This window comes from Peribacillus sp. JNUCC 23, assembly GCF_053653995.1.
On record NZ_CM132202.1, the window covers coordinates 3,909,890 to 3,934,249 of the forward strand.

Below are 24,360 nucleotides of genomic sequence, written 5' to 3' on the forward strand. Positions count from 1 at the left end.
TTCCCCCAATTATCTTCTTCTGATTTTTTTGGACACGATATTTCCAGTTGATTGCAGTAATTGAACGATAACCACAAGCGCAAAAACCGTAACAATCATCGTCATCGTATCGAACCTTTGATACCCATAACTTAAAGCAAGGTCACCAACTCCACCCGCTCCAACCGCACCAGCCATCGCTGAAGCACCGACAAGACCGATTGTTGCTGTTGTAAACGTAAGGACCAATGAGCTAAGTCCTTCTGGAATTAAAAAGCGAAAAATAATTTGCCATGTCGTCGCTCCCATTGCTTCTGCCGCTTCGATAATTCCTTTGTCTACTTCCAAAAGGGAATTTTCCACTAGTCGCGCAATATAAGGCGCCGCATAAAATATCAAGGGGACAATCGCTGCATTTGTCCCAATTGCCGTACCGACTACGAATCTAGTAAACGGAATCAGAGCAACTAGTAAAATAATGAACGGTATAGACCTTAATATATTAATAACTGGGTTCAATACATTGAATACCCACTTATTCTCCAATATATGACCATTCCTAGTTATGACGAGTAAGATTCCCAGTGGAAGTCCTATCACAACTGAAAATAAGAGAGAGAAGGCAACCATATAAAGCGTATCACCAAATCCAGTTAACAGTTGATCTGCCGTAATTTCCATGCCCCATAATGTGTTATTCATGTACACTTACCTCCTGCACGAGAATATTTTCGGCTTGAATATAATCGTATGCCTTCTTAATCTCGCTTTCTTCTCCTGTCACTTCCATAATCAAATTACCAAACGGCGTTTCCTGGATTTCCGAAATATTTGCCGATAAAACATTTAAATCGATATCAAATTTTTTTGCAATTGTTGATAATAATGGTTTGCTTGAATTCACCCCAATAAAATTAATTTTCCAGATAACCGGATTTCCTTCCGACTGTTTTTTAAAACTCTGCGGAATTTCGTCATGAATCACTGTTCGGACAAAGTTTTGGGCAATCTCTGTTTGCGGCTTAGCAAATACGTCAAACACAGAACCTTGCTCAACAATTCTGCCACCTTCCATGACTGCCACTTTATTACAAATTTCGCGAATGACCGACATTTCATGGGTAATCAGCAAGATCGTGATGTTGTATTCCCGATTTACTTTCTTTAACAGTTGCAAAACAGCACTTGTCGTTTGTGGATCGAGCGCTGATGTCGCTTCATCGCATAGGAGAATCGAAGGATTGGTTGCTAGGGCACGTGCAATACCGATTCGCTGCTTTTGCCCGCCAGACAATTGCTCTGGATAATTTTTGGCTTTTCCCAAAAGGCCGACGAATTCCAATAATTCATTTACCCGGGTATGAATTTCTTTTGCAGGGGTACCCGATAAGATCAGCGGCATCGCAACATTATCAAAAACCGTCTTCGAATTAAGCAAATTAAAATGTTGGAAAATCATCCCGATTTTCTTCTTCTCCGCTCGTAAATCTTTCGGCTTTAACGAAGTCAATGCTTTGCCATTTACCAAAATTCGCCCTTCTGACGGACGCTCTAGTAAATTGACTAATCGGATCAGCGTACTTTTACCAGCACCACTGTAGCCGACAACACCGAAAATATCGCCTTTCTCAACGACTAAATCGATCCCTTTCAAAGCTTCAACGGTTTGTTTCTTCGATTCATACATCTTTTTCACATTTTGAAATTCAATCATCTGCTCTCCCCCATGTTGTTCCTATTATAAGTTGTAACACGAAAAAGCCTCTTCCATCATTAGACAGAAGAGGCTTACTTAGACAAATAAAAGATTACACTTCTATGAATTATCTAGCAAAGGCTTCTTCTTATCTATCAAACTTTCGTCCGTTGGAATTAGCACAGTATTTTTACAAAAGTAAAAACCTGTTGCCGAGGTATCATAGGGCCAAGTCCCTCCACATCTCTTGATAAGAATTTATCCATATATAATTTTATTTTCTATACTATATAACTTAATATTTAAAATGTCAATTAAATTCTAAAAAATCTGTGTGTTATGACTATGAAGTTACCCCATAGTGAAAGGGTCTGACCACATTTACTATAACCGTTTATCTCTGACATATTAAACGAGGGATAGAATTTGAGGGCAGACCCTTTTTAGATAATCTTGTCTTAATGTAGTTTTAAAAAAAAGAATCGTTAGTTCGGCAATCTCCTATCTAATCCAATACAAAATAGTGCTTATGAAAACAAGCCCCCCGCCTCAAAGCATCAGGGATACTTGATTCGCAACCAAGCAAGACAATTAGATTTTTCAAACACTAAGGAACTTACTTCACCTTTTTGTCGATCGTATATAAAAATGAGTTAAGCAAAACGAGTTTTTTCATTTTGATCAAAATTTATTACAAAGATTCCAGATCATTCTGGACACCCTCTAGATACTGCTATACCTAGCACATCATTAGAAGTTTTATGTTCGAGAAGATTTAGATTTATCAGACCTACTTCTTTTGTCAAAAATCGAGTCATAGATAGAAATAATCCAGTTTACAATTGGATCGAACAATCTTGGTAATTTTACAATCACATACGAGACAACAATTGCCACTATTAAACTGCCTACTACGTCAAACGGATAATGAAGCCCCGCCCAAATGCGGGAAAAGCCAGTTAATAGGGCTAAAATAAATAGAGGGATACCAATTTTTTTATACCGATACCACATAGCAATTGCAATCGTAAAAGCGCCTGTTGAATGATCACTAGGAAAAGAAGAGTCCGCAGCATGAGGAATCAAAGTCTGGACGTGATGTGTGACAAATGGACGCGGCTCATAGTATATCTGAGCAATAAGAACATTTACAACTAACGCAATAACTCCTGTTCCACCGGCATATAATACTGCCCGTTTCATAGGTTTTCCACCAAAGATCCATAGAACCAAAAGTACCAAAGCCAAAATGTAAATCGCTTTATTTGTTATAAAGACCATAAGATTATCCAATGCATAACTATGACCAGATAAATTATGGATGCTTTTAAATAATTCGTAATTCATACAATCATCTCTTTCTTTGATTTCCTTAAATAGGTGGAAACTGTTTTATATAAATAGGGGCGGACAGTTTATTTATGGGATCACGGTCCCACGCCCCCGTTACACCACAGAGTATAAAGTCCATATTGTTTGAACGGCCGGTGAAGAAGGTCGAGACATTATAGTGCTACGTTAGGTAAGTTATAAAAATATTGTAGGAAATATAATTAGGAAAGGAGCACTAGCTCTTTCGCAGTCCATAATATAAACAATAGCTTTCCTAATTTGATGAGAAATCTATATGAATTACACATACCGATAGTCATTTACCTTCTAGATTATATGGATTTTCCTTTCATATCGATATCTCTTTGCCTCTTTCTTCTTCTATTGAAAACAACTTTTGATAGGATAATACTAATTTCATATATGAGAATTAAAGGTACAGCTACAGAAATATGAGAAATAAACTCAGGCGGTGAGATCATAGAAGCAATAATCACCAAAATGAAATAAGCATATTTTCTTAACTTTGTTAAGCTATGTGGGTTAAGAACACCAATTGATGTTAAAAACATCATGACGAGAGGTAATTCGAAAGCAATCCCAAATGGCAAAGTGGTTTTTATTAAAAAGTCAAAGTATTTTTCAGCTGTAAAAGAAGTAACCATCATATCCTTACCTAAGTTTATAAGAAAATTCAAAAGGTTAGGAAACACGAAATAATAGCCGAACCCTAATCCAGCAATAAAAAGGATGAATAATCCCGGTATATACGCAAGAGTTACTCGTCTTTCTTGCGGCTGTAAACCAGGCTTTACAAACATCCATAATTGGTAAGCGACAATTGGAGTGGTCCCAGCAAAAGCGAAAACACAAGCAATATGGAAGAAAATCCACATAATATCGCCTGGTCCTAAAATAAGTAACGGATCATCGAAACTCCCCATAAAAAATAAATATATTTTTTTCACAAAAAAAAGCCCTATTATCAAAAACACTAAGAATGATAAAGCAGAAATAATGATCCTTCTTCGCAACTCCTCCAAATGTTCAATTACATTAAGGGTTTTATCATCCAAAATAAAGTGCCACGCCTTTCTGAAGCCACCATATAAAGTATCTTATAAGCGGTCAAATAGTTTATTGAACTGCTTTATCTCCTACATAAATAGGAATTTTGTTAATGATTAATTATCCTTTATGAGATGCGTGAAAAATAACATGTGCGAATTTCTCTCAACTTTCAAAATCAAGAGTTTCCCATCATAAAAGTCCTAACTTACCTATGGAATCAAGTCTTCAAGTCGGAATTTAGTCTTTATGAACTCCTTGGTTAGTAACCAGTAACAGAATGACTTATTGAATTGATTTTTTCATGTTCTTCGTATACACCTGTTCCATCGTCAACTTCTAATTCAGCATCCTTAAAGATGCCAGGTGCTTATTATGTGCAATTTTCTACCTTTCCATTTCGGGTTTACTTTGTTTTTTCGCTAAAACAGTATTCTCTTGTTGTTCACTCAACTCTAGCTGTTTCAAGTGCTTGTAATCGATTGAAAATGTTAGATTTACTAATCTTGAGTTTTCCTTGGTGGAAGAAATTTGAATATTAGTGGATTTTTCGTGCATTGTATACGCAATCATTGAATTTGTTTTTTTTACCTATTCATGTTCACTACTGACAATCCCATTTACCATCAATTTTCTGGCTCTTCACAACACCGTAAAAATATGTATATTCTTAACCTTTTTCTGACCTTACTGGGTTAATCATCTTTTTCACAGGCAACTAGGCGTTGACCTATTAAGATCTTTATTGTCTTCGCCAACACAAGGACGTCATCTAAGTCAAGTCTAGACACCTATATTCGTTAAAAAAAGAATCTTAAATGGAATTCTCTTTTTGCCACTTCAACAATTTTCATTGAGTAACCCATATTATTCCTTGAAATACAAAAGTCTGACCCATGATTCCTTAGCGAACTAACGCAATGAAATCAGACAAACTTACCACCCTATTCTTTTTTTTCTTGACTAGTGGGCCTTTCATTGTCCTGTGACAAAAACGCTTTTAAAGCTTGTTTGTTTTTCTCATAATCAATTTTTAGGACGGATCCTACGTTCACCCGTTCATTAACATAAGAATCTTTAATAGGTATTCTTAAGCTTTCCATTTGTTTAGATTTCCCTGCAATCAAACCTTTCCCGATTGCAAAAATGGTTCCTATATCTACATTTGTATCAATGTACGGATCCGCAACTCCAAGTATCTTTGGCAGGTTCACAACACTTTGCATAGAGGCAGCCTGTTCCTTAATCTTAGACAACGCTTCTTGTTGCCTTTCCACTCGCCCAAAATCACTTAAGCGATCTTGACGAAAACGAACATATCCTAGCAATTCCTTACCATGCAAAATTTGTTTACCTGGATGTAATGTCATTCCAATTCCATAAGACATTTCATATGGAATCTCAACCTCTATCCCGTCAGGTGCGATAATATCTACAATTTTCGAAAAGCCGTTAAAATCAACAACAGCATAGTAATTAATATCAACATCAAAATTTTGCTTAATCGTTTGTCTTACAAGTTCTGGTCCGCCAAACGCAAAAGCGGCATTCATTTTTTGCTTGCCGTGATTTGGAATATCAACATACGTGTCTCTCATTATAGATGCGATTTTCAAACTATGAGATTTTTGATTATAATGAGCAATCATTAACGCATCAGAACGTGCTTGTTCATCACCTCTAGCGTCAGATCCTATTAACAGAATATTAATTTCACCAAATTGAGGCTCCTTCCCTTGAAACGGATCAAACATTGTTCCATCATTCTTATACATCCCATCGCTCGCCTCAGATAATCCTTTATTATACTGATAAACACAATAAAAGATCACGATGATTAATAGCGAAATCAACAGGAAAAGGTTTCTTTTCCATTTATTTTTAGTCCTATTTCTTTTCTTCATATATAAAATCACCATTCACTTAAATTAAATCTTTTACCTAAAAATGTTGTTTAAAATTAACCTTTTTAGTAGATTCAGGTTATTTTTCAAACTAAATTGTTAGAACTGCATGTTAAACAAATTAGATATGTTACGCCTCATTTTTTTATCGATAGTGCATTTGTTACAAGTTGCACAGCGATTGCGTCGTCTAAATAGCCAATCGGAAATATATAATCTGGAATAACATCTACGGACAAAATGAAATATAGAAGTGCACTTCCAATTATGACGAGTTCACCCGGAGTCCCCTTCATCATGCTGAATTTCTCATACATATTCTTCAAATGATTAATAAACGGACCTATGCTCCCAACTTTCTGAAGCTTCTCTTCAAAGCTATTAAGAATCGTTTCTTTCCCTTCTTCCGTTTGTGTATATTGTTCATAATTAGCTAATTTCTGTTCCACACTTGTGATTGTAAAATTATTAATATTTATATCAGAGGATTCGAGAAATTTTTGAATGCTGTCAACAGAAATATGGATATCTGAATCTAGCTTTTCCTGCCTCTGCTCAATATCATAGCCTGCAGCTACAAATAGCTCAGTGATTGGCACATTAAGGATGTCTGCAAATTTTCGTAGATGTTCGGGAGTTGCTTTTCGCTTACCGTTTATGATCCTTGAGATTGTAGCTGTATCGATTTCAGTGAGCTCACTAAGTTTCCGCATTGATAATGAACGTTCCTTTAATAATTCTTTTAGCACAAACCCTAGATTACTTTTTTTTCCTTCAGTCATACTCTCACGTCCTCTCTCGAATTTATTAAATTCTTATAGTTAAAATGAACTAAACATACTCCTTATTAACATTCACAGTATTTCGGTATTGAACTTAAATATTCTATATAAATAACGTAAGTTGTGGAGAAGTAGGTACTACAAACAGCAACAGCTCTTGGAAGTTGCAAAGCTTCCTATAATAGAATCCTTAAAGAACTATTAAACTCTAATCAATATATGGTGACTTTGACAAATCGCCAATGAAAAATGTACATTTTTTTAAAAAATTTTACAAATAGTATGGACGGGTCTTTACTCAGATGACTTACATATTTTCATTCCTGCTGAACATATATTTTTTTGTTCGTATATTTACACTTAATACTAATCCTAAAGCAATCATATTCGTTAATAGCGCACTTCCTCCATAACTCAAAAACGGTAGGGCGATTCCAGTAATCGGCATTAAACCGATGGTCATTGAAATGTTTTGAAAGATTTGAAAAGTGATTAACCCAATAACCCCAGCACATATGTATGAACCAAACACATGATTCGATTGTAAAGCAATAACGGTGATTCGATAAATCAGAATAAAGTACAAACTTATTAAGATAGCGGAGCCAATAAAACCAAATTCCTCGCCAATGACAGAGAAGATAAAATCCGTATGTGCTTCGGGTACCCTTCCACTCTGGACTTGTGTTCCCTGATTAAATCCACTCCCTGCCATACGTCCTGATCCAATTCCTAAAATGGCTTGAGTTAGTTGATATCCATAGCTTGAAGCAAATTCTTGTGGGCTCAGCCAACCATAGATTCTCTCCAATTGATGGGGTTTAATAACTTTTGAAAAAACGTCAAAAAAGTGGTTGTGTAAATAGACAAGAAACGCAATTAAAACCGTAAAACAAGAAGCTAAGAGAGCAATCATTTTGAATGATATTCCTGAAGCAAGAATTAAACTGAAAGCGATGGCAGCAATAACGAGTGCTGAACCTAGATCAGGCTGTACCAATATTAAATAGAACGGAACTATCGTAAGCATAGCAATTTTTATTGTCGTTAGAATACTCTCTGTGAAGGATAGCCCTCGATTTGCAAACCGATGTAAAATGGTTGCTAAATAGATAAGTAAAAACACTTTCATAAACTCTGACGGCTGTAGCTCAAAAAAGCCAAAGCTAATCCATCTAGTAGCTCCGTTTTTAAACGTTCCGAAAAAGTGAACGAGAATCAATAAACTAATCCCTACAAAATACAAAGGGGCAGCCAATTTTTCTAGTAATTCAAAATCGAATTTCGCTACCACCACCATTACCACTGCGCCAACGAAATACCAAATCACTTGTCTTTTTACAAAATACAAAGGGTCCTGTGTTTCATATTGGCCTGATCCACTATACACAGCTAGTAAGCTATAAATAAATATACAGAATAAAGTAAATAACAATATATAATCAAGCTGTTGTTCATTTTTTATCAACGAATTTTCACCACTCCTACGATATATTAACTCGACTCTTCACCATTTGTTTCCAAGGAAGTGTTTCCATTTTTCATATGCACTGGTTGACCAAATTGTTAAAGTGAGCGTTGATACTAGAGTATCGTTTTGGGATGTGGTCTCACATAAATTATTGGTTAATTTTTTTCATCAAATTCCTTTTGGGTAGTAAAAGCCAGCTTTTCTTCAGACATACTCCATCGTCCTTACTATTATTTATTAATCGATGCGTAATACTGAATACAAACTATAATAATTCACAATTGTACGGAGCGATTGAATTTAAATGGTTTATGTAACCCAACGAAGGGGGGGATAAATAATAATTACAAGCAGTAACAGAATTGTTTACCAAAGCCATTGAAAAAAATTGTACAGTGTCCCCTTAGAAAAATACGTGTTATCAGGGAATATACATTACTGTTGACTTTTTGTCAACAGTAGAATTATGTTGTCAAAAGTGTTTTTTCAATATTATAAATGCCCATTTTAACTTGAATGCTGTATTGACATATAGCTCATTTGAATCATTTATATACGTCTATAGTGACTTTAAGTGTGTTGGCTGTAAGTAACTCTCATTGAATTACACAAAGTTTTTCAACTTGTTTTTATAAGGCAGGTGTATAGAAAAATGCTTATCAATCCTCTTAACATACTGTACATCTATTTGTAAAAGAGCATGTGAGTTTATTGATCACTCTACCTTTCTGGCACTAAGACATTTTTCTAAACTTCACAGCCCCTGTTAATCATTTGCCTCCACTAAAAAAATGCTGAAAAAGCAAGCACCAAAATAATGACTCCACTCAAGATCGTTCCAAATTGACCTAATGTAAATGAACCAATTCGGACATCTGCTAATTTGTATCCTAGCCTAACGCCTACCCAAACGCTTATGAAGCTGCCAATTGCAGCTGTTAAGGAAATGGCAAGCGGTGAAAATCCAAGTAATCCTGCACCTAAGCCATTCGTCAATGCATTGGCTGATAATGCAATACCTAGAATCACAGCCTCCCCCCAACCAATTTCACCAGACTGATCGCAATCGGCTACTTCAGGGTTTTTAAGAATGTTTTTTATACTTTTGGACTGTTTATTTGGCTCAGAAACTACCGCCGATGCTCCTTTATTACGTGGTGTCGCCAATAGTATGATTCGAACACCAATAATAACTAATAAAAGCGCTCCTATAATGACAGGGAACATACCTGGCAGGATATTTGAGAGCCACATTCCAAATGTAATTCCCGCTATACTCATGAGAAAACAAATCACAGCTATCAAAAAGTTTGCACCTAACCCTACTCGAATCTTTCGAATACCATAAGAAATTCCTACTCCTAAATTATCTATACTTGATGAAACGGCAAATGCCATAATGATTAGCCAAGGCATAGTAAAAACACCCCTTATTTTTTTTACATTATATTGTTTATATTGACAAAAATTGCCTGTACGATTTAAAACTGTTGATAAAAAATCAACAGTTGGTAAAACCCATAAAGGAGTGAATATCATTGATAAAAGAAGAGATGCAAAATCTTGGTACCTTAATTACAACATTGTTAAAGGCACGTTCACTTTCTATATAATAAATAAGTAACAGAAGGACGACCGTCATAGGCCGTCCTTCTTTAAATTAAAGCTGATTATTAAATGAAGATTACTGACTATAAGCCCATGTTTAAGGTGAATTGGTTTCATTCTCTTGGTTCGTCCAGATAATAAAAAAAGGAGCTGCTGATTGGCTCCTGGGATTTAAGTTATGTATCCGTAATATTACTTATTGAGGTTAATCTCAGCAATGTCCACCATGCTCATGATGGTACAGGTATCCATCATATCCACACTGTAGCCATAATTTCCAACGATTTGTCTATCCATTTTATCTCCCCCCTAAATTGCTTCAAAATTAGGGTATGTGTCCATGTTCCATGAGAAGTAGACATTTGCCTATTTGTAACTGTAAGCTTGGTTGATATTTTATTTGAAGGATTATCATAACCTCTCATTGTAACAAGGGATTACGAGAGTTTTATGATAAGAAGCGTGAAGAAGGAAAGCCCTTTAAAATAGCTGTGATAGCATGTGCCAATAAACGATTACATTGGATTTATGCACTTTTCAAAAGCAAATCATATTTCCAGGATCTAGCCTAGTCATAAACTATAACTAAACAGTCCAAACTTTTTCAAACACAGCACCTTGGAATGTTATTTGGCATACACAAATTTAGTATAAACGACTTGAAGAAATCCAACAGGCATTTGAAAATAGAAAAGAACGTCCGTTTATATCAAAGGTATCAAGTGATTCTTCTTCATTTACAGGGTCATATGAATCGTGAAATTGCCAAGAGTGTAAACCTTAACGAGAATACAATCAGTACCTATATTAAAAAGTACCAGAAACTTGACATCGATGGTTTAAACCTAGGTTATTCTCCTGGTGCACCTCGTCGTTTGACATACGAGCAAGAGGCGCAGGTGAAGGAAATTGTCTTAAATCAAACGCCTGCAGAAGTCGGGCTAAAAACCGATATGAATTGGACCAGTCCATTATTACGCGAATGGATTCAACGCGAATTTGATGTTCGTTATTGGGATCGTGGTGTACTTCCCCTTCTCCATCGCTTGGGATTTAGCCACACGCGTCCAACCTACACGCTAGCGAAAGCAGATCCAATCAAGCAGGAGGCTTTTCGAGATACATTTCGTGACCTAAAAAAACTAGAAAATGGCGAAATTGATACCATTCTCTTTCAAGATGAATCAACGATCCGGGATTATCTGGCCATCGGGTATACCTGGTTTCCGAAAGGGCAACAGCGTAAAATTCCCACATTCGGCCAACATCAAAGCGTGAAATTGTTAGGAGTACTAGATTATGAAACAGGTTCTCTTTTTGTATGCAAGATCGATTGTTTGACGCCCAAACCTTCCTTTGCTTTCTAGAAAACATTTTAAAGGAAAAACACGCCAAACTGATTCAACCTTCTTTAGACGAGCATAAAGAACGCCTGGCGCTTCTCTTTTTACCGCCTTACAGTCCCCCCGAATCTAAACCTGATTGAAGGCCTATGGAAGTGGTTAAAAACGTCTGTGGTTTACAATGTATTTTATGAGTCTGTACAGGACATTCGTAAAAATGTTCAAGCCTTTATTGCAGAGATGAACGAGACCCCTAAAAAGGTCATTGATCGACTGTGCGTGAAACTATAAATTGTTTAATGCATTTCATATAGTAAGCACTTTTCAAGTAATTCATATTGGATTAGTTGTCATTAAAAGTGATTTAACTATACTTTCTATTCCTAATATTGTAAATATCATTCCACTTTAGAAATTTAGCATCTAAACAGATTCATTTAGAAACTGACACTTCATTTCAACAAAAAAGACGTCCTCCTCAAATATGGAAGAACAGTCTTTTTTTTCCTAAAAAATCTTCTGGCGATCTCTTTCATCTTTTAGTATTTCTACCGCTTCTCTAAACCGCTGGGAATGAACGATTTCTCTTTCTCGCAAATAACGTAAGGAGTCATTTAAATCTGTATCATCAGACATATCAATGATCCATTGATAGGTGGCTCTTGCCTTCTCTTCAGCTGCTATATCCTCATAGAGATCCGCAATCGGGTCTCCTTTTGCTTGAAAATATGTAGCGGAGAAAGGAGCTCCTGCTGCGTTATTGTAGAATAGCGCGCTATCATGTTGGACATAATGCTCACCAAGACCTGCTTCCTTTAATGCTTGAGGCTTCGCGTCCTTCGTTAGTTTATAAATCATCGTTGCAATCATTTCCAGATGGGCAAATTCCTCTGTACCAATATCTGTTAACAGTCCAATGACTTTATCAGGAATCGTATATCGCTGATTTAAGTAGCGGAGGGCAGCAGCAAGCTCACCATCTGCCCCGCCATATTGCTCCACTAAATACTTAGCCAGCGTTGGATTACACGTACTTACTTTCACTGGATATTGCAGTTTTTTTTCATAAATCCACACGATTTCCTCACCTCTCTGTGGAAAAGGTGCGGGGCCTTCCACGATCAGCTCCGCACCGCCACCTTCATTAGGTAATGCAATTCTAGTACTTGAACTTTTTCCATCGTAGAACTTTGAAACAGATGCTTATATATGTTTTCTGCTTAAACTTGCCATGGCCAAGGTCCGCTCCATGCCCAGTAATCCTGCTGATGATTCACACTTCCTTTCTGTAAAGGACCAAAGGACTCTTCGAATTTCAGTTTAATTTGTTTGCTGTACAAGGCAAAGTGATTATATTGTTGAATCGCATTCTGATCAGTGGGATGTGTATCTAGGTATAGCACCAATTCATCAATGACAAAATCGATGGCTTGAATCTCCTCTAATTGCTGATAATACTCAATCGGCATCGTATTAGCCATGACCGCTATCTCCTCCCCGCTTATAAGGATTGTCATAATAATCGTAGAAGACCTTCCATAGCGTCCCCTTTCTCAATGCCTCTTGCGGTGTGAACTGTTCAAGATTTGGCGGTTGAAAACCTAAATACAAATTAGGTGGCGTACTGTAATACTTTTCTCCGATTGGCGGACAAGGATCGAATAAACCGCGAAAAGGAACATACGATTTTATCGGCGTAAACCTCTCTCGTTGTTGATCCATTTCTACACCTCACATTATTTTCTCTATTGAATATATGCGCTGTAGGAAAAAGATATCCCGCTAAAAACAAATGGAGAGATGAATGGCAAGAAATGGCGCACTATTGAGAGGAGCCAAAACCTCACTATTTTCTAAGCAATTTGGCTACAAAACTACATCACTACTTCGTTTCCCCTTTTCGAAGCGCTCGTCTGTAGTATAATAAGCAAAGCTTAGCTTTAGGAGGTTTTTGCTTTGAATCAAACAAAGCCGTTTATGTATGCTATGGACAATAAACGATATCATACTTGGAATTATCATTTGCGAAAGCATTTTGGTCATAAAGTTTTTAAAGTAGCACTTGATGGCGGTTTTGACTGCCCAAACCGTGATGGTACAGTTGCATATGGCGGTTGCACATTTTGTAGTGCAGCGGGTTCAGGTGATTTCGCCGGAGATCGGGTTGAGCCGCTCGATGTTCAATTTAAGAAAATCAGTGGAAAAATGCATCAAAAATGGAAAGATGGCAAATACATGGCCTATTTCCAGGCTTATACGAACACCCACGCCCCAGTTAGTGAATTACGAGAAAAATACGAAAGCGTGCTGAATCAGGAGGGTGTCGTCGGATTATCCATCGCGACGAGACCTGATTGCCTTCCTGATGATGTTGTCGACTATTTAGCCGAGCTGAACGAACGAACCTATTTATGGGTCGAGCTTGGGCTACAAACTGTCCATGAACGAACAGCGTTACTTATTAACCGAGCTCATGATTACAAAATGTATCAAGAGGGCGTCGCTAAGCTTAGAAAACATGGGATTCGCGTTTGTTCGCACATCATTAACGGACTACCACTTGAAAGCTATGACATGATGATGGAAACAGCTCGCGAAGTAGCGAAATTGGACGTTCAAGGCATCAAGATACACTTACTTCATCTACTTAAAGGAACGCCAATGGTCAAACAATATGAAAAAGGGATGCTCGAATTTTTAACACAAGAAGATTATGTGAACCTTGTTGTCGATCAGTTGGAGATACTCCCTCCGGAAATGATCGTTCACAGAATTACTGGTGACGGTCCGATCGATTTGATGATTGGGCCAATGTGGAGCGTGAATAAATGGGATGTATTAAACTCGATTGATGCAGAGCTAAAACGCCGGGATAGCTGGCAAGGGAAACTTTATCAAATAATTGAAAAGGAATGAAGTATTTTGGATTTGACCCGTAAATCCTAAATTCGACGCATAATGGGGGTTTATCACCTGTTAAGAGTGGGATAAATTTTACTATGATATGGAAGTGAAAAACGGTGAAACTTATGAAGATTCTTCCCTTCGCTCGGTTTCTGCTTCAGACGGCACTTGAACCAGGAGATATTGTAATCGATGGGACTTGTGGCAACGGACATGATACAGCTTTTCTGGCTAATATCGTTGGTAAAACCGGACATGTGTACGGATTCGATATTCAAAAGGAAGCGATTGTGAATACGACTGAGAAATTACGAGAAGAAGATCTACTGCAACAGTGTACGCTTATCCAAACAGGGCATGAGCATGTAAAAGCATATGTGTCAGAGCAACAGTATGGCCAAATTAAAGCTGCTATCTTTAATTTGGGGTATCTTCCAGGTGGCGACAAATCAATTGTCACCGCTGCCGAGTCGACCATTGCTGCGATTGAACAACTACTTGAAATCATGGCACCTAAAGGAGTCATCGTCCTAGTTATCTATCACGGACACATAGGCGGAGCGATTGAACGAGACGCCGTACTAGATTATGCCACGTCGCTCCCCCAGGACAAAGCTCATGTTCTACAATACGGATTCATCAATCAGGTGAATCAGCCGCCGTTTATTGTTGCGATTGAAAAAATAAAGTAATATCTTAAAGGATGAGAGTCCCCCTAAAGTGCCAGACCCTACACTCTAATATTGTGTAAGGTCTGGCACTTTATTTATGGGCGATTTCCATATTTCTGAAACTTCCATCACCCGCCATCGTATATAAAAAATAATACCAAAAGGAGAGATCAACATGTATGAAGCACCTGGTGACATTATATTTCGAATCGGACCAATTTTATTTATAGTTGCTTTTGTTATTATTTTTGGAATTATAATTTTTGCAGTGATTAAGGGGATTTCGACTTGGAGCAGCAATAACGATGCCCCTAAATTAACGGTCCGAGCTAAGGTTGTTACAAAAAGAACAAGCATACATGGTGGAGGAGAAACGCGCGCATATAATCATTACTACATCACATTTGAAGTTGATAGTGGAGATCGAATGGAATTCCATGTGAAGGACCTTGAATATGGTCAGCTGATAGAGGGCGACATTGGTGATTTGCAATTTCAAGGCACAAGGTATCTTGGGTTTACACGAATCAGGTAAAACTAGATGGATGGGATCAGTACAAACGGGATAAAAAACGAGGTTGGCTCGATTAAAACCAACCTCGTTTACATCTTATTCTGGTAACTCTTCATAAGCAAGTTTCTTTATGATTTGCTCATGGCTAGGGTATTCTTCGAGTAACTCACGCTGCGTAAATAACTCGAAATCTTGATAATCAAACCCAGGGGAAACCATGCAACTTACTAGTGAATAATCTGCAGTCTCAGCTACGTCTGACCCAAATATAGCTCCCTTTGGAACAACGGCTTGCAAAACTTCCCCCTGTTCCACATTAAGACCAAGCCTCACTATTTCGTACTCTCCATTTGGATGGATGATATGTATATTCAAGGGATCTCCAGTATGAAAATACCATACTTCATCAGACTTCAAGCGATGAAAATGAGAAGGGTTTCCACTACGAAGTAAGAAATAAATGCTTGTATAATACGGTCTTTTTGTAGTATGTTCAGTAACCAGTTCTCCCTCTGCCATGAGCATTTCTTTAAAATACCCTCCTTCTTTATGAGGGGTCATTGCTAAGTTTTCGATCCAATATTCTGCGTTTTTCATAGTTACTCAAACTCCTAATTCTTTGTATTCTTCCAAAACAAACAAGACAAGGAGGTTATCCCAAATGGTCTGACCTCACATTCGAAATATCGTTTAATAGGTCATGTATGCATCAGATAAACGATGTTTAGGCACCTATTCTTTTTCCATAGATTAAAGGACATATCCGAGCGTCTTTAATCTGGTTTCCACAAAACCTAGCGCATATTGAAATACATCATCGCGCTCCGGTTCATTAAATATTTCATGATATAAACGCGGCCATTCTTTGTATTGTTTTTCACTACCAAGATTATAATTAAACCATTCACGAACTGGGCGTTTATCGACGACTCGGTCATCGCCGCCCTGCATGAGCAAAAGCGGAATATCCTGAAAGTCAGGGATATCTTCAAAGGCTTCTTTCATGTTTTTCGTAAGTTCGCGGTACCATCTGACCGAAACTTTCGTCACGTATAACGAATCGTTTAAGTCTGACTCCCTTACTTCCTCATTTCTAGTGGCAAGCTCAGGTGATAAGCCAGATTCCACTCGGAAGGTCGGATACGTAACATTCAACCCTAACGAAATTGCAGTCATTAGCTTGGATGGGTGTTTAACTAAACCTAAACAAGGGGAAGAAAGAATGACCCCCGCCAAATCCACTTCATCCTGCTGAAGTAATCTAATCGCGATTAATCCGCCCATACTATGTCCGAGTAAAAAAACGGGCAGTGAATATTGATACGCTTCCTCAATCCAGCTTTTTACTTCTATTAAATATTGATCAAAGGATTCAATATGTCCTCTAAATGCACGGGTTGTCATACCCTGTCCTGGAAGATCTCCCATAATCACATGGTAACCGGCGGACCGCCACATTTGCGATAGCCATTTATAACGCCCGTGATGCTCCATGGCACCATGAACGATGACGATGACTCCTTTTGGGGTAACGTCTGCCTCCCATTTCCACATATGAAAATCTCCTCCTACTATATCTCTAGTTGCTAAATCTTCATTCACACTTTGCTATTCTTTATTTTATCCCGGATCAACAGACTATCATACCTTCATCTTAAATTAAATGTACGAACAATTATCAAGTCTTCTGGCATGATCATTGAACCTTATTATAACGAAATATCGCATATTATTGTATAGTAAAAATAATACCTAAAAAACATCTAAACGGAAAGGATATGGTTCAAAGATGATTCTTTACGCTTATAAAGGAAAAAAGCCGGAAATATCAGCCAGTGCCTACCTCGCCGATAACGCTGTTGTAACGGGCGATGTAAAAATCGGTGAAGAGTCAACCATCTGGTTCAATTCTGTGATTCGCGGCGACGTAGCGCCAACTATCATTGGAAACAAAGTAAATATTCAAGACAACAGCGTTCTTCACCAAAGCCCGAACAACCCGCTTATCATTGAAGATGAAGTCACAGTCGGTCATCAAGTCACGCTACATAGCTGCAAAATCCGCAAAGGAGCACTCATTGGGATGGGATCAATTATTCTAGATGAAGCGGAAATCGGCGAAGGAGCTTTCATCGGTGCTGGAAGTCTCGTGCCCCAAGGGAAAGTGATTCCACCAAATACACTCGCTTTCGGACGTCCCGCCAAAGTCGTCCGTGAGCTGAACGATGCAGATCGGGAAGACATGAAACGCATCGTCCGTGAATATGCTGAAAAAGGACAGTACTACAAGAATGAGAAGCGGATTGAAGAATAAAGTGAAACTTCAATCAGTGAGGGGGTCTTCATCCCCCACTGATTGTTAGTCCCGTTCTACTGTCGCTAGATCTTCGCTTTCGCTTCGATCAAACGACAGTACGAACCCGATTGATTCAACTAAACCGCTGAAGAGCATAGCGGTAAGTTTCACTGTATCTCACCAATCGGGCTTTTACGGGCAGTTATCCCCCACCTACGCTTTCTCGACTCCTCTAAGCCTTGAGGTCAGGGTTTTACTGCCCGTTAATGCGGGATAAAAAATCTTATTTCAACGACTCTAAGCACTGGAGTCGTTTTTATTTTATATTCATATCCAAGCAAAGTTGCTTCTCTAGAATTAGTCTATGGTCCAACAGCTCTCGAGGTTCTCCTTCCCATTTACTCACCACTTCTCCTGATTTACCCACCAATCTCAGGAATTGTGTTTCAGATTTCCCACACAAAAAAAGAAATCCACAATGTGGATTCCTCTTTTTACTATTATTGAGCTTGTTCTTTCAATGTTGCTGCTTTGTCTGTACGTTCCCAAGGAAGATCAACGTCTGTACGGCCGAAATGTCCGTATGCTGCCGTTTGCTTGTAAATTGGGCGGCGCAGGTCAAGCATTTTGATAATACCAGCAGGACGAAGGTCGAAGTTAGCACGAACTAAGTCTACTAATACATCTTCAGATACTGTTCCTGTTCCGAATGTATCGATCGCAATTGACACTGGTTTCGCTACACCGATTGCATAAGCCAATTGAACTTCTGCTTTATCAGCAAGACCAGCTGCTACGATGTTTTTCGCAACATAACGAGCCGCATAGGCTGCAGAGCGATCCACCTTCGTTGCATCCTTACCTGAGAATGCGCCACCACCGTGACGAGCGTAACCGCCGTATGTGTCAACGATAATCTTACGTCCTGTAAGACCCGCATCTCCTTGAGGTCCACCAATAACGAAGCGGCCTGTTGGATTAATGAAGTACTTTGTTTCAGCATCGATCAAGTCAGCTGGAACAACCGCTTTAATCACGTGTTCTTTCAGGTCAGCTTGAATTTGCTCTAGCGTAGTGTCTTCGTCATGCTGTGTAGAGATAACAATTGTATCAACACGAGCCGGTTGATTGTTCTCATCATATTCGATCGTTACTTGCGTTTTTCCATCTGGGCGCAAGTAAGCTAATGTGCCGTCTTTACGAACAGCAGTCAAACGGTGGGAAAGTTTATGCGCCAATGAAATCGGAAGTGGCATAAGCTCTTCTGTTTCATTACAAGCAAATCCGAACATTAAACCTTGGTCCCCTGCACCGATTGCTTCGATTTCAGCATCGCTCATCGTACCTTCACGCGATTCAAGTGCTTGATCAACACCTAAAGCGATATCTGCTGATTGCTCATCAATTGAACTTAAAACAGCGCATGTCTCAGCATCAAAGCCGAATTTCGCACGAGTGTAGCCAATCCCAGCAATAGTATCGCGAACAATACGCGGAATGTCTACATATGCGGAAGTTGTGATTTCACCAGCTACTAGTACAAGACCAGTAGTTACCGAAGTTTCACACGCAACACGCGCGTTTGCATCCTTTTCCAGGATAGCATCTAAAATTGAATCTGAAATCTGATCACAAATCTTATCCGGATGGCCTTCTGTAACAGACTCAGAAGTAAAAAGACGACGTTTTGTTGACATCTTAATTCCTCCTAATTATTGAAATTATGTGTTAGGTACGCAGACGGAGGCTTTTACCCCATCCATCTCATCCACCTTTTTTGTTTTGACGGAGCTCGTTCCCTTATCGGTTTCTATAATAGATGCAGATCTTCTCAGCGTTGTTCATCAGTGTTCCCGAAAAACATAAAAACCTTCCCCGTCATTGAGGAAAGGTTTATTGACTGAATCTATCCTTTCACTCTTATCGTTCAAGGGTTTTTTACCTTGCTCAGGTTAGCACCAACGCCAAAATTATTAAAAGACAATTACTTTTATCTGCAATCAATCTTTCGCAAACTTTCTACACTTCGGCAGGTTGCTGGGTTTCTTAGGGCCTGTCCCTCCACCAACTCGGGATAAGAGAATCCGTACAATTTAAAATAATAACGTACTACAAGGAATAGTGTCAAGATTTTTTTCCTTAATAATAGTTTCATTATAGGTTGATTGATTCTATGAATATCGTCTATCTCTTGAATAAAATACCTATTTCAGAAAAAAATGTGTTAAATACTATAATTAGTATAGACTAATAAAGTCAATGTGTTATACTATTTCTATAAATAAGGGTGAAGGAAGGTATCTCATATATGAATACTGTGGGCATTTCAAATGAGTTACATCAATTATTAGCTGGATCAAATGTAAACGTACAGCTTTCTGTTCCTCAATTAGTTGAGAAAGTTCTTAAACGAAATGAAGGAGTTCTTACATCAACGGGCGCAGTTCGTGCAGAAACAGGCAAATATACAGGACGCTCTCCTAAAGATAAATATATAGTGGAAGAATTAGTGTTCAAAGACAAAATCGACTGGGGTCCGGTGAATCAACCTATTTCTGAAGATACTTTTGCAAACCTTTACAATAAAGTAATAAGCTATTTAAAACAAAAAGAAGAGATTTTTGTATTCAAAGGATTTGCTGGTGCAAATGTACAGCACCGACTTCCTATTCAGGTTATCAACGAGTATGCTTGGCACAACTTGTTCGCCCATCAATTGTTTGTGCGTCCGACTGATGAAGATTTACTCGGTCACCAAGCAGAATTTACGGTCATTTCCGCTCCTAACTTCAAAGCGGACCCTGCAGTAGATGGAACGAAATCAGAAACGTTCATCATCATTTCATTTGAACGACGTACCGTATTAATCGGTGGAACTGAATATGCTGGAGAAATGAAGAAATCAATTTTCTCTGTCATGAATTACGTGCTCCCCGAAGCAGGAATTCTTCCGATGCACTGTTCAGCAAACGTCGGCAGAGAGGGTGATGTTGCTTTGTTCTTCGGTTTGTCTGGGACAGGTAAAACCACTTTATCCGCTGACCCAAGCCGGAAATTAATTGGTGACGACGAGCACGGCTGGTCTTCTAGCGGCGTTTTCAACATCGAAGGCGGTTGTTATGCCAAAACCATCAATCTTTCACGCGAAAAAGAACCGCAAATTTTCGACGCCATTCGCTTTGGTGCTGTGTTGGAAAATGTAGTTGTGAATCCAGACACACGTGTAGCTGATTATGATGATGCTACATTAACGGAAAATACACGTGCCGCTTACCAGCTACAAGGAATCGGTAATATCGTTAATCCGAGTGTTGCCGGTCACCCGAATACTATCATTTTCTTAACGGCAGATGCCTCTGGCGTGTTGCCTCCAATCTCGAAGCTTTCGAAAGAACAAGCCATGTACCATTTCTTAAGTGGCTACACAAGTAAATTGGCTGGAACAGAACGGGGTGTTACAACACCAGAAGCAACATTCTCAACATGCTTCGGATCGCCATTCCTACCATTACCAGCGACACACTATGCAGAAATGCTCGGCAAAAAAATCGATGAGAACAACTCTAGAGTCTTCCTAGTAAACACAGGATGGACAGGCGGAGAATATGGGACAGGAAGCCGAATGAAGCTCGCTTACACGCGCGCGATGATTCAAGCTGCCCTTGAAGGCGAATTGAATCATATCGAAACCGTTCACGACGATATCTTCGGTCTTGAAATCCCCCTTCATGTATCAGGGGTTCCAGACGAAGTCCTTCAACCAATTAAAACTTGGTCAAACCAAGCAGCCTACACAGAAAAAGCAACCGAACTTGCCGAGAAATTCAAAGTCAATTTCAAAAAATTCGCCAACGTTTCTGATACGATCAAGAATCTTGGCGGGCCGACTATTTGACTTTGATATAAAGTGAAACTTCAATCAGTGGGGGTTTTCTTCATCCCCACTGATTGTTAGTCCCGTTCTAGTGTTGCTAAATCTTCGATAAAGAGACACTACGAACCCGATTCAATGAATCACAGACTAAGTGCGCCGCGTCCTGCGGCAACGTCTGTGTGACCCACATCCTGTGGGCCTCAATTAAACCGCTGAAAGAACACAGCGGTAAGTTTCACTGTATCTCACCAATCGGGCTTTTACGGGCAGTTGTCCCCCACCTATACGCTTCTTCGATTCCCTCTAAGCCTTGAGGTGGGGGTCTTACTGCCCGTTAATGCGGGATAAAATTGAAAGACTAAACACGCTTGGATTTATAAATCTAAGCGTGTTTAGTCTTTCAATTCCACCACCACAATTTCAACAAGGATATAACAAAATCCCATTCCGATTAGTTGAATGCATACACCAAGTAAGTTCTTAATTTTGTTCTAGGGTAGTTAGTAGGCTTTATTCATTTCCAAATAATTAGCATAAGCAAAAGAAGGACGATCATCATTTCTAGGTCTACCCCTACAAACAAAAAATCGAGATAAACTCCCCTCTTTTTCCTTTTATTAATAATTGAATATATAATCTCATTTTTAGTTAATTTTTATTATTTCTAAACATATAATTCAACAAGGAAATCTTTAGAGATTTCCTAAACTTTAAGGAGGGGTAATTATGAAAACAAGAAGTACCTTAAATGCATTAATCGGTGTCTGGTTTATTATCGCACCTTGGGTTTTTGATTTTTCAGATCAAACAGGAGCTTTGTGGTTAAGTGTAGTTTTCGGAATCATTCAGATTATCGCAGCATGGTGGGGGTATGACAAACCTGGTTGGAATTCGTGGCAAAACTGGGTTTCAGTAATTACGGGCGTCTGGTTTGTCATTTTCCCATATATCTACTCAATAGCAAATGAAGCGGTTTGGTCAAGCGTGATTCTTGGTTTATTCACGATTCTATTTAGCTTATGGAACTTGGGATCCAATTCAAACTCCAAAGCTGTAGACTAAATAGTATCCAATAACCATCAACATTTTCATACCTTTTCTATAAGCAGGAAAAACACGCTTGGATTACATTTTAAGCGTGTTTTTCTTTTTCTTTATGCATTCAAACACATCATTATATTAACCAAGTAAATCCAATAATTATTCCAAAGAAAATCTAATCAGAGCATTATTTATCCATTAGCGTTTGATTAAACTTTTTTAACAGTTGCCCAAAGTTTTGACCTTCCTCGTCAGACCAATCGTTTAGCAATTCTTCCAACTTGTCCAATCGTGCTTGTTTGTATTGGCTCAATTCCTTTAATCCCAAATCCGTAATCTGATAGAAGTATGATCTACCATCCTTGGGATCAGGGACCTTGCACACATACCCTTTTTGCTCCATAGATGCAGTTTGTCTGCTTACTGTGGAAATATCCAAATGCAATTTATTCGCCAAGATTTTCACTCCAGAGGATCCTTCTGAAGATAATTGATGCAACAGAAGATAGGCAGATTTGTCTAAATTCCTTAAATCAGATGTCATCGATTTGACAAGGCGAGCCAGAACCGCCATTTCAAGCTCAATGGTTTCCAGTGCATGCATATTCATTTCTTTACCACCTTATTATTATCCTTCTATATAAACCATGATACCCTACCGTAAACATCTGTAAAAGAAGGATTGACTTCCTAAAATTTAATTGTATGATACAAGTATATACTCGTATCAACCTTTTATTAAAGTGACTAATACAAGCTCTGGAAGGAGTCATTAAGTTGAGGCTTTAAAGATGCGCTCCCTTTTCATGACTGATATTTAGGAGGACTCATATGAAAGCACATGAAATTATGAATCGTCATGTTTACAAGGTTTTCGAAAGCGATACCATCCGTTCCGTTATCAAGAAATTTATTGAGCACCACATAAGCGGTCTTCCAGTCATCAATGACAAAAATGAAATCATCGCGTATATAAGTGATGGTGATATTATGAGACATATTGGCAAGCATAAGGATATCTTTGTAGACTCCTTCTATTATGTGAACGTGTTAAAAGGGGATGACGATGAATTTGAGGAAAGGGCAAAGAAAATACTTGATTTAAACGTATTAAATATTGCAAAGAAAAAGGTGATCACAGTTGACTATCATGAAGATATTGAAAATATTGCAGCTCTTTTAGGAAAAAAGCGGATAAAAAAGTTACCGGTCGTCCGTAACGGGGGATTGGCTGGAATCATTAGCCGCGGGGATGTCATCCGTCACTCTTTTCATACACTCCTTTAAGTCTTTCAATATAAACAATAAGGATACAGCTTAATTTCTTCAGGAAAAACAAAACCCAGGGATCCTATTCCTTGGGTTTTGCATTACTTTCCCCCGCTCTCTTTATGAAGGGATCCGTTAGATACATTTTTCTAAAATTTCAACGCGATTCCCCCAAGGGTCCTCGATATAAATTCTGTTCACTCCTGGATAATCGGTATCAACTATAAAAGGAATGTTATTTTCAGACAAATGGATTTTCAGAGCCTCTATATGTTTTACCTCGAATGCTGGATGCGCTTTTTTGGCAGGAGAGAATGGTTCTTCAATACCAATATGAAGATGATAGTTGCCAAATCCAAACCACACTCCACCTCGTATTTTCATTGGCTCAGGTTGTTCGATTTCTTCAAAACCTAAAATTCCCACAAAAAACTTTCTTGCTACGTCCTCAGAACCTGGTGGTGCAGCTAATTGAACATGATGAATGCCTGTAAAGCTAAAAGACATCGCTTTCCCCTCCTTACCCTTTTAGTTACACTACAATTATATTCCATAATGATTATTAGAGGATGTTCAAGAAGTCCGGTAAAATAGCTGTCGAATTTCTT

The 24,360-nt window shown here is 38.4% G+C and carries 23 protein-coding genes, 2 pseudogenes and 2 riboswitches; of the genes and pseudogenes, 9 read left to right on the forward strand and 16 right to left on the reverse strand.

Annotated elements, in window-relative coordinates; all coding sequences use genetic code 11:
- Positions 1-9 precede the first annotated feature (9 nt).
- The 8 genes from JNUCC23_RS18665 to ytaF all read right to left on the reverse strand — a co-directional run bounded on the left by JNUCC23_RS18665 (position 10) and on the right by ytaF (position 9,648).
- Positions 10-660: a methionine ABC transporter permease gene (locus JNUCC23_RS18665; protein WP_062182899.1), complete on the reverse strand. Its 651-nt coding sequence runs from the start codon at positions 658-660 to the stop codon at positions 10-12.
- A 13-nt stretch (positions 661-673) separates the two neighbouring features.
- Positions 674-1,693, reverse strand: coding sequence for a methionine ABC transporter ATP-binding protein (locus tag JNUCC23_RS18670; protein ID WP_403068004.1), 1,020 nt, complete (start codon positions 1,691-1,693; stop codon positions 674-676).
- Positions 1,694-1,820: 127 nt separating this feature from the next.
- Positions 1,821-1,932: riboswitch (SAM riboswitch) on the reverse strand.
- Positions 1,933-2,434: 502 nt separating this feature from the next.
- A complete protein-coding gene (locus JNUCC23_RS18675; RefSeq protein ID WP_454212954.1) occupies positions 2,435-3,022 on the reverse strand; it encodes an undecaprenyl-diphosphatase in 588 nt (195 codons plus the stop codon).
- A 317-nt stretch (positions 3,023-3,339) separates the two neighbouring features.
- On the reverse strand, positions 3,340-4,083 hold the full coding sequence (tatC, locus tag JNUCC23_RS18680; RefSeq protein WP_454212956.1) for a twin-arginine translocase subunit TatC: 744 nt from the start codon (positions 4,081-4,083) through the stop codon (positions 3,340-3,342).
- Positions 4,084-5,019: 936 nt separating this feature from the next.
- Positions 5,020-5,979 carry an LCP family protein gene (locus tag JNUCC23_RS18685; protein WP_454212957.1) on the reverse strand — a complete coding sequence of 320 codons (960 nt, stop codon included), beginning with the start codon at positions 5,977-5,979 and terminating at the stop codon, positions 5,020-5,022.
- 137 nt (positions 5,980-6,116) lie between these two features.
- Entirely contained in the window at positions 6,117-6,761 is a 645-nt protein-coding gene (locus JNUCC23_RS18690) for a helix-turn-helix domain-containing protein (protein ID WP_454212959.1), read from the reverse strand.
- Positions 6,762-7,068: 307 nt separating this feature from the next.
- Entirely contained in the window at positions 7,069-8,226 is a 1,158-nt protein-coding gene (gene rodA, locus JNUCC23_RS18695; RefSeq protein WP_403071910.1) for a rod shape-determining protein RodA, read from the reverse strand.
- 789 nt (positions 8,227-9,015) lie between these two features.
- Positions 9,016-9,648, reverse strand: coding sequence for a sporulation membrane protein YtaF (gene ytaF, locus JNUCC23_RS18700; protein ID WP_403067991.1), 633 nt, complete (start codon positions 9,646-9,648; stop codon positions 9,016-9,018).
- A 620-nt stretch (positions 9,649-10,268) separates the two neighbouring features.
- Here ytaF and JNUCC23_RS18705 point away from each other — a divergent pair.
- Together JNUCC23_RS18705 and JNUCC23_RS18710 are read left to right on the forward strand one after the other, a co-directional pair.
- A pseudogene (locus JNUCC23_RS18705) lies at positions 10,269-10,412 on the forward strand (IS110 family transposase); the annotation flags it as partial.
- Positions 10,413-10,463: 51 nt separating this feature from the next.
- A pseudogene (locus tag JNUCC23_RS18710) lies at positions 10,464-11,474 on the forward strand (IS630 family transposase).
- 216 nt (positions 11,475-11,690) lie between these two features.
- Here JNUCC23_RS18710 and JNUCC23_RS18715 read toward each other — a convergent pair.
- The 3 genes from JNUCC23_RS18715 to JNUCC23_RS18725 all read right to left on the reverse strand — a co-directional run bounded on the left by JNUCC23_RS18715 (position 11,691) and on the right by JNUCC23_RS18725 (position 12,905).
- Positions 11,691-12,260 carry a manganese catalase family protein gene (locus JNUCC23_RS18715; RefSeq protein ID WP_403067988.1) on the reverse strand — a complete coding sequence of 190 codons (570 nt, stop codon included), beginning with the start codon at positions 12,258-12,260 and terminating at the stop codon, positions 11,691-11,693.
- A gap of 143 nt (positions 12,261-12,403) precedes the next feature.
- A complete protein-coding gene (locus JNUCC23_RS18720; RefSeq protein ID WP_454212962.1) occupies positions 12,404-12,664 on the reverse strand; it encodes a spore coat protein CotJB in 261 nt (86 codons plus the stop codon).
- Positions 12,657-12,905: a spore coat associated protein CotJA gene (locus tag JNUCC23_RS18725; protein WP_403067982.1), complete on the reverse strand. Its 249-nt coding sequence runs from the start codon at positions 12,903-12,905 to the stop codon at positions 12,657-12,659. Before JNUCC23_RS18725 ends, JNUCC23_RS18720 begins: the two co-directional genes overlap by 8 nt.
- 234 nt (positions 12,906-13,139) lie before the next feature.
- Here JNUCC23_RS18725 and JNUCC23_RS18730 point away from each other — a divergent pair, with 234 nt between their 5' ends.
- From JNUCC23_RS18730 to JNUCC23_RS18740, 3 genes are all read left to right on the forward strand, one after another.
- On the forward strand, positions 13,140-14,099 hold the full coding sequence (locus tag JNUCC23_RS18730; protein WP_062175786.1) for a TIGR01212 family radical SAM protein: 960 nt from the start codon (positions 13,140-13,142) through the stop codon (positions 14,097-14,099).
- Positions 14,100-14,203: 104 nt separating this feature from the next.
- Positions 14,204-14,779: a class I SAM-dependent methyltransferase gene (locus JNUCC23_RS18735; RefSeq protein ID WP_403067977.1), complete on the forward strand. Its 576-nt coding sequence runs from the start codon at positions 14,204-14,206 to the stop codon at positions 14,777-14,779.
- A gap of 154 nt (positions 14,780-14,933) precedes the next feature.
- Positions 14,934-15,293: a DUF2500 domain-containing protein gene (locus JNUCC23_RS18740; protein WP_454212964.1), complete on the forward strand. Its 360-nt coding sequence runs from the start codon at positions 14,934-14,936 to the stop codon at positions 15,291-15,293.
- A gap of 75 nt (positions 15,294-15,368) precedes the next feature.
- On the opposite strand, the gene JNUCC23_RS18745 is transcribed toward JNUCC23_RS18740, so the two are convergent.
- On the reverse strand, positions 15,369-15,869 hold the full coding sequence (locus JNUCC23_RS18745) for a cupin domain-containing protein (RefSeq protein WP_454212966.1): 501 nt from the start codon (positions 15,867-15,869) through the stop codon (positions 15,369-15,371).
- Positions 15,870-16,022: 153 nt separating this feature from the next.
- Positions 16,023-16,826: an alpha/beta hydrolase gene (locus tag JNUCC23_RS18750; protein WP_454212968.1), complete on the reverse strand. Its 804-nt coding sequence runs from the start codon at positions 16,824-16,826 to the stop codon at positions 16,023-16,025.
- A gap of 238 nt (positions 16,827-17,064) precedes the next feature.
- On the opposite strand from JNUCC23_RS18750, the gene JNUCC23_RS18755 reads away from it, so the two are divergent.
- Positions 17,065-17,586: a gamma carbonic anhydrase gene (locus JNUCC23_RS18755; protein WP_454216147.1), complete on the forward strand. Its 522-nt coding sequence runs from the start codon at positions 17,065-17,067 to the stop codon at positions 17,584-17,586.
- A gap of 482 nt (positions 17,587-18,068) precedes the next feature.
- Here the strand turns inward: JNUCC23_RS18755 and metK are convergent, their stop codons facing one another.
- Complete coding sequence (metK, locus tag JNUCC23_RS18760) at positions 18,069-19,265, reverse strand: methionine adenosyltransferase (RefSeq protein ID WP_403067964.1); 1,197 nt, start codon at positions 19,263-19,265, stop codon at positions 18,069-18,071.
- A gap of 220 nt (positions 19,266-19,485) precedes the next feature.
- Positions 19,486-19,649, reverse strand: a riboswitch (SAM riboswitch).
- 227 nt (positions 19,650-19,876) lie between these two features.
- Here metK and pckA point away from each other — a divergent pair.
- Both pckA and JNUCC23_RS18770 read left to right on the forward strand, forming a co-directional pair.
- Entirely contained in the window at positions 19,877-21,463 is a 1,587-nt protein-coding gene (gene pckA / locus JNUCC23_RS18765; protein ID WP_454212970.1) for a phosphoenolpyruvate carboxykinase (ATP), read from the forward strand.
- A 705-nt stretch (positions 21,464-22,168) separates the two neighbouring features.
- Positions 22,169-22,504, forward strand: coding sequence for an SPW repeat protein (locus JNUCC23_RS18770; RefSeq protein ID WP_403067958.1), 336 nt, complete (start codon positions 22,169-22,171; stop codon positions 22,502-22,504).
- Between the two features lie 166 nt (positions 22,505-22,670).
- Here JNUCC23_RS18770 and JNUCC23_RS18775 read toward each other — a convergent pair whose 3' ends face one another.
- Positions 22,671-23,093, reverse strand: coding sequence for a MarR family transcriptional regulator (locus tag JNUCC23_RS18775; RefSeq protein ID WP_062175770.1), 423 nt, complete (start codon positions 23,091-23,093; stop codon positions 22,671-22,673).
- Between the two features lie 221 nt (positions 23,094-23,314).
- Between JNUCC23_RS18775 and JNUCC23_RS18780 the strand changes: the two genes are divergently transcribed.
- On the forward strand, positions 23,315-23,770 hold the full coding sequence (locus JNUCC23_RS18780; RefSeq protein WP_454212973.1) for a CBS domain-containing protein: 456 nt from the start codon (positions 23,315-23,317) through the stop codon (positions 23,768-23,770).
- A 117-nt stretch (positions 23,771-23,887) separates the two neighbouring features.
- On the opposite strand, the gene JNUCC23_RS18785 is transcribed toward JNUCC23_RS18780, so the two are convergent.
- Positions 23,888-24,259 (reverse strand): VOC family protein, encoded by a 372-nt coding sequence (locus JNUCC23_RS18785; RefSeq protein WP_062175767.1) that lies wholly within the window; start codon positions 24,257-24,259, stop codon positions 23,888-23,890.
- Between the last annotated feature and the right edge of the window lie 101 nt (positions 24,260-24,360).

Excerpts from the sequence above, each read along its gene's own strand:
- JNUCC23_RS18665 (WP_062182899.1), bottom strand. The coding sequence starts at position 660 with ATGGAAATTACGGCAGATCAACTGTTAACTGGATTTGGTGATACGCTT.
- JNUCC23_RS18670 (WP_403068004.1), bottom strand. The coding sequence starts at position 1,693 with ATGATTGAATTTCAAAATGTGAAAAAGATGTATGAATCGAAGAAACAA.
- JNUCC23_RS18675 (WP_454212954.1), bottom strand. The coding sequence starts at position 3,022 with ATGAATTACGAATTATTTAAAAGCATCCATAATTTATCTGGTCATAGT.
- JNUCC23_RS18685 (WP_454212957.1), bottom strand. The coding sequence starts at position 5,979 with ATGAAGAAAAGAAATAGGACTAAAAATAAATGGAAAAGAAACCTTTTC.
- JNUCC23_RS18690 (WP_454212959.1), bottom strand. The coding sequence starts at position 6,761 with ATGACTGAAGGAAAAAAAAGTAATCTAGGGTTTGTGCTAAAAGAATTA.
- ytaF (WP_403067991.1), bottom strand. The coding sequence starts at position 9,648 with ATGCCTTGGCTAATCATTATGGCATTTGCCGTTTCATCAAGTATAGAT.
- JNUCC23_RS18720 (WP_454212962.1), bottom strand. The coding sequence starts at position 12,664 with ATGGCTAATACGATGCCGATTGAGTATTATCAGCAATTAGAGGAGATT.
- JNUCC23_RS18725 (WP_403067982.1), bottom strand. The coding sequence starts at position 12,905 with ATGGATCAACAACGAGAGAGGTTTACGCCGATAAAATCGTATGTTCCT.
- JNUCC23_RS18740 (WP_454212964.1), top strand. The coding sequence starts at position 14,934 with ATGTATGAAGCACCTGGTGACATTATATTTCGAATCGGACCAATTTTA.
- JNUCC23_RS18745 (WP_454212966.1), bottom strand. The coding sequence starts at position 15,869 with ATGAAAAACGCAGAATATTGGATCGAAAACTTAGCAATGACCCCTCAT.
- JNUCC23_RS18750 (WP_454212968.1), bottom strand. The coding sequence starts at position 16,826 with ATGTGGAAATGGGAGGCAGACGTTACCCCAAAAGGAGTCATCGTCATC.
- metK (WP_403067964.1), bottom strand. The coding sequence starts at position 19,265 with ATGTCAACAAAACGTCGTCTTTTTACTTCTGAGTCTGTTACAGAAGGC.
- pckA (WP_454212970.1), top strand. The coding sequence starts at position 19,877 with ATGAATACTGTGGGCATTTCAAATGAGTTACATCAATTATTAGCTGGA.
- JNUCC23_RS18770 (WP_403067958.1), top strand. The coding sequence starts at position 22,169 with ATGAAAACAAGAAGTACCTTAAATGCATTAATCGGTGTCTGGTTTATT.
- JNUCC23_RS18775 (WP_062175770.1), bottom strand. The coding sequence starts at position 23,093 with ATGAATATGCATGCACTGGAAACCATTGAGCTTGAAATGGCGGTTCTG.
- JNUCC23_RS18780 (WP_454212973.1), top strand. The coding sequence starts at position 23,315 with ATGAAAGCACATGAAATTATGAATCGTCATGTTTACAAGGTTTTCGAA.
- JNUCC23_RS18785 (WP_062175767.1), bottom strand. The coding sequence starts at position 24,259 with ATGTCTTTTAGCTTTACAGGCATTCATCATGTTCAATTAGCTGCACCA.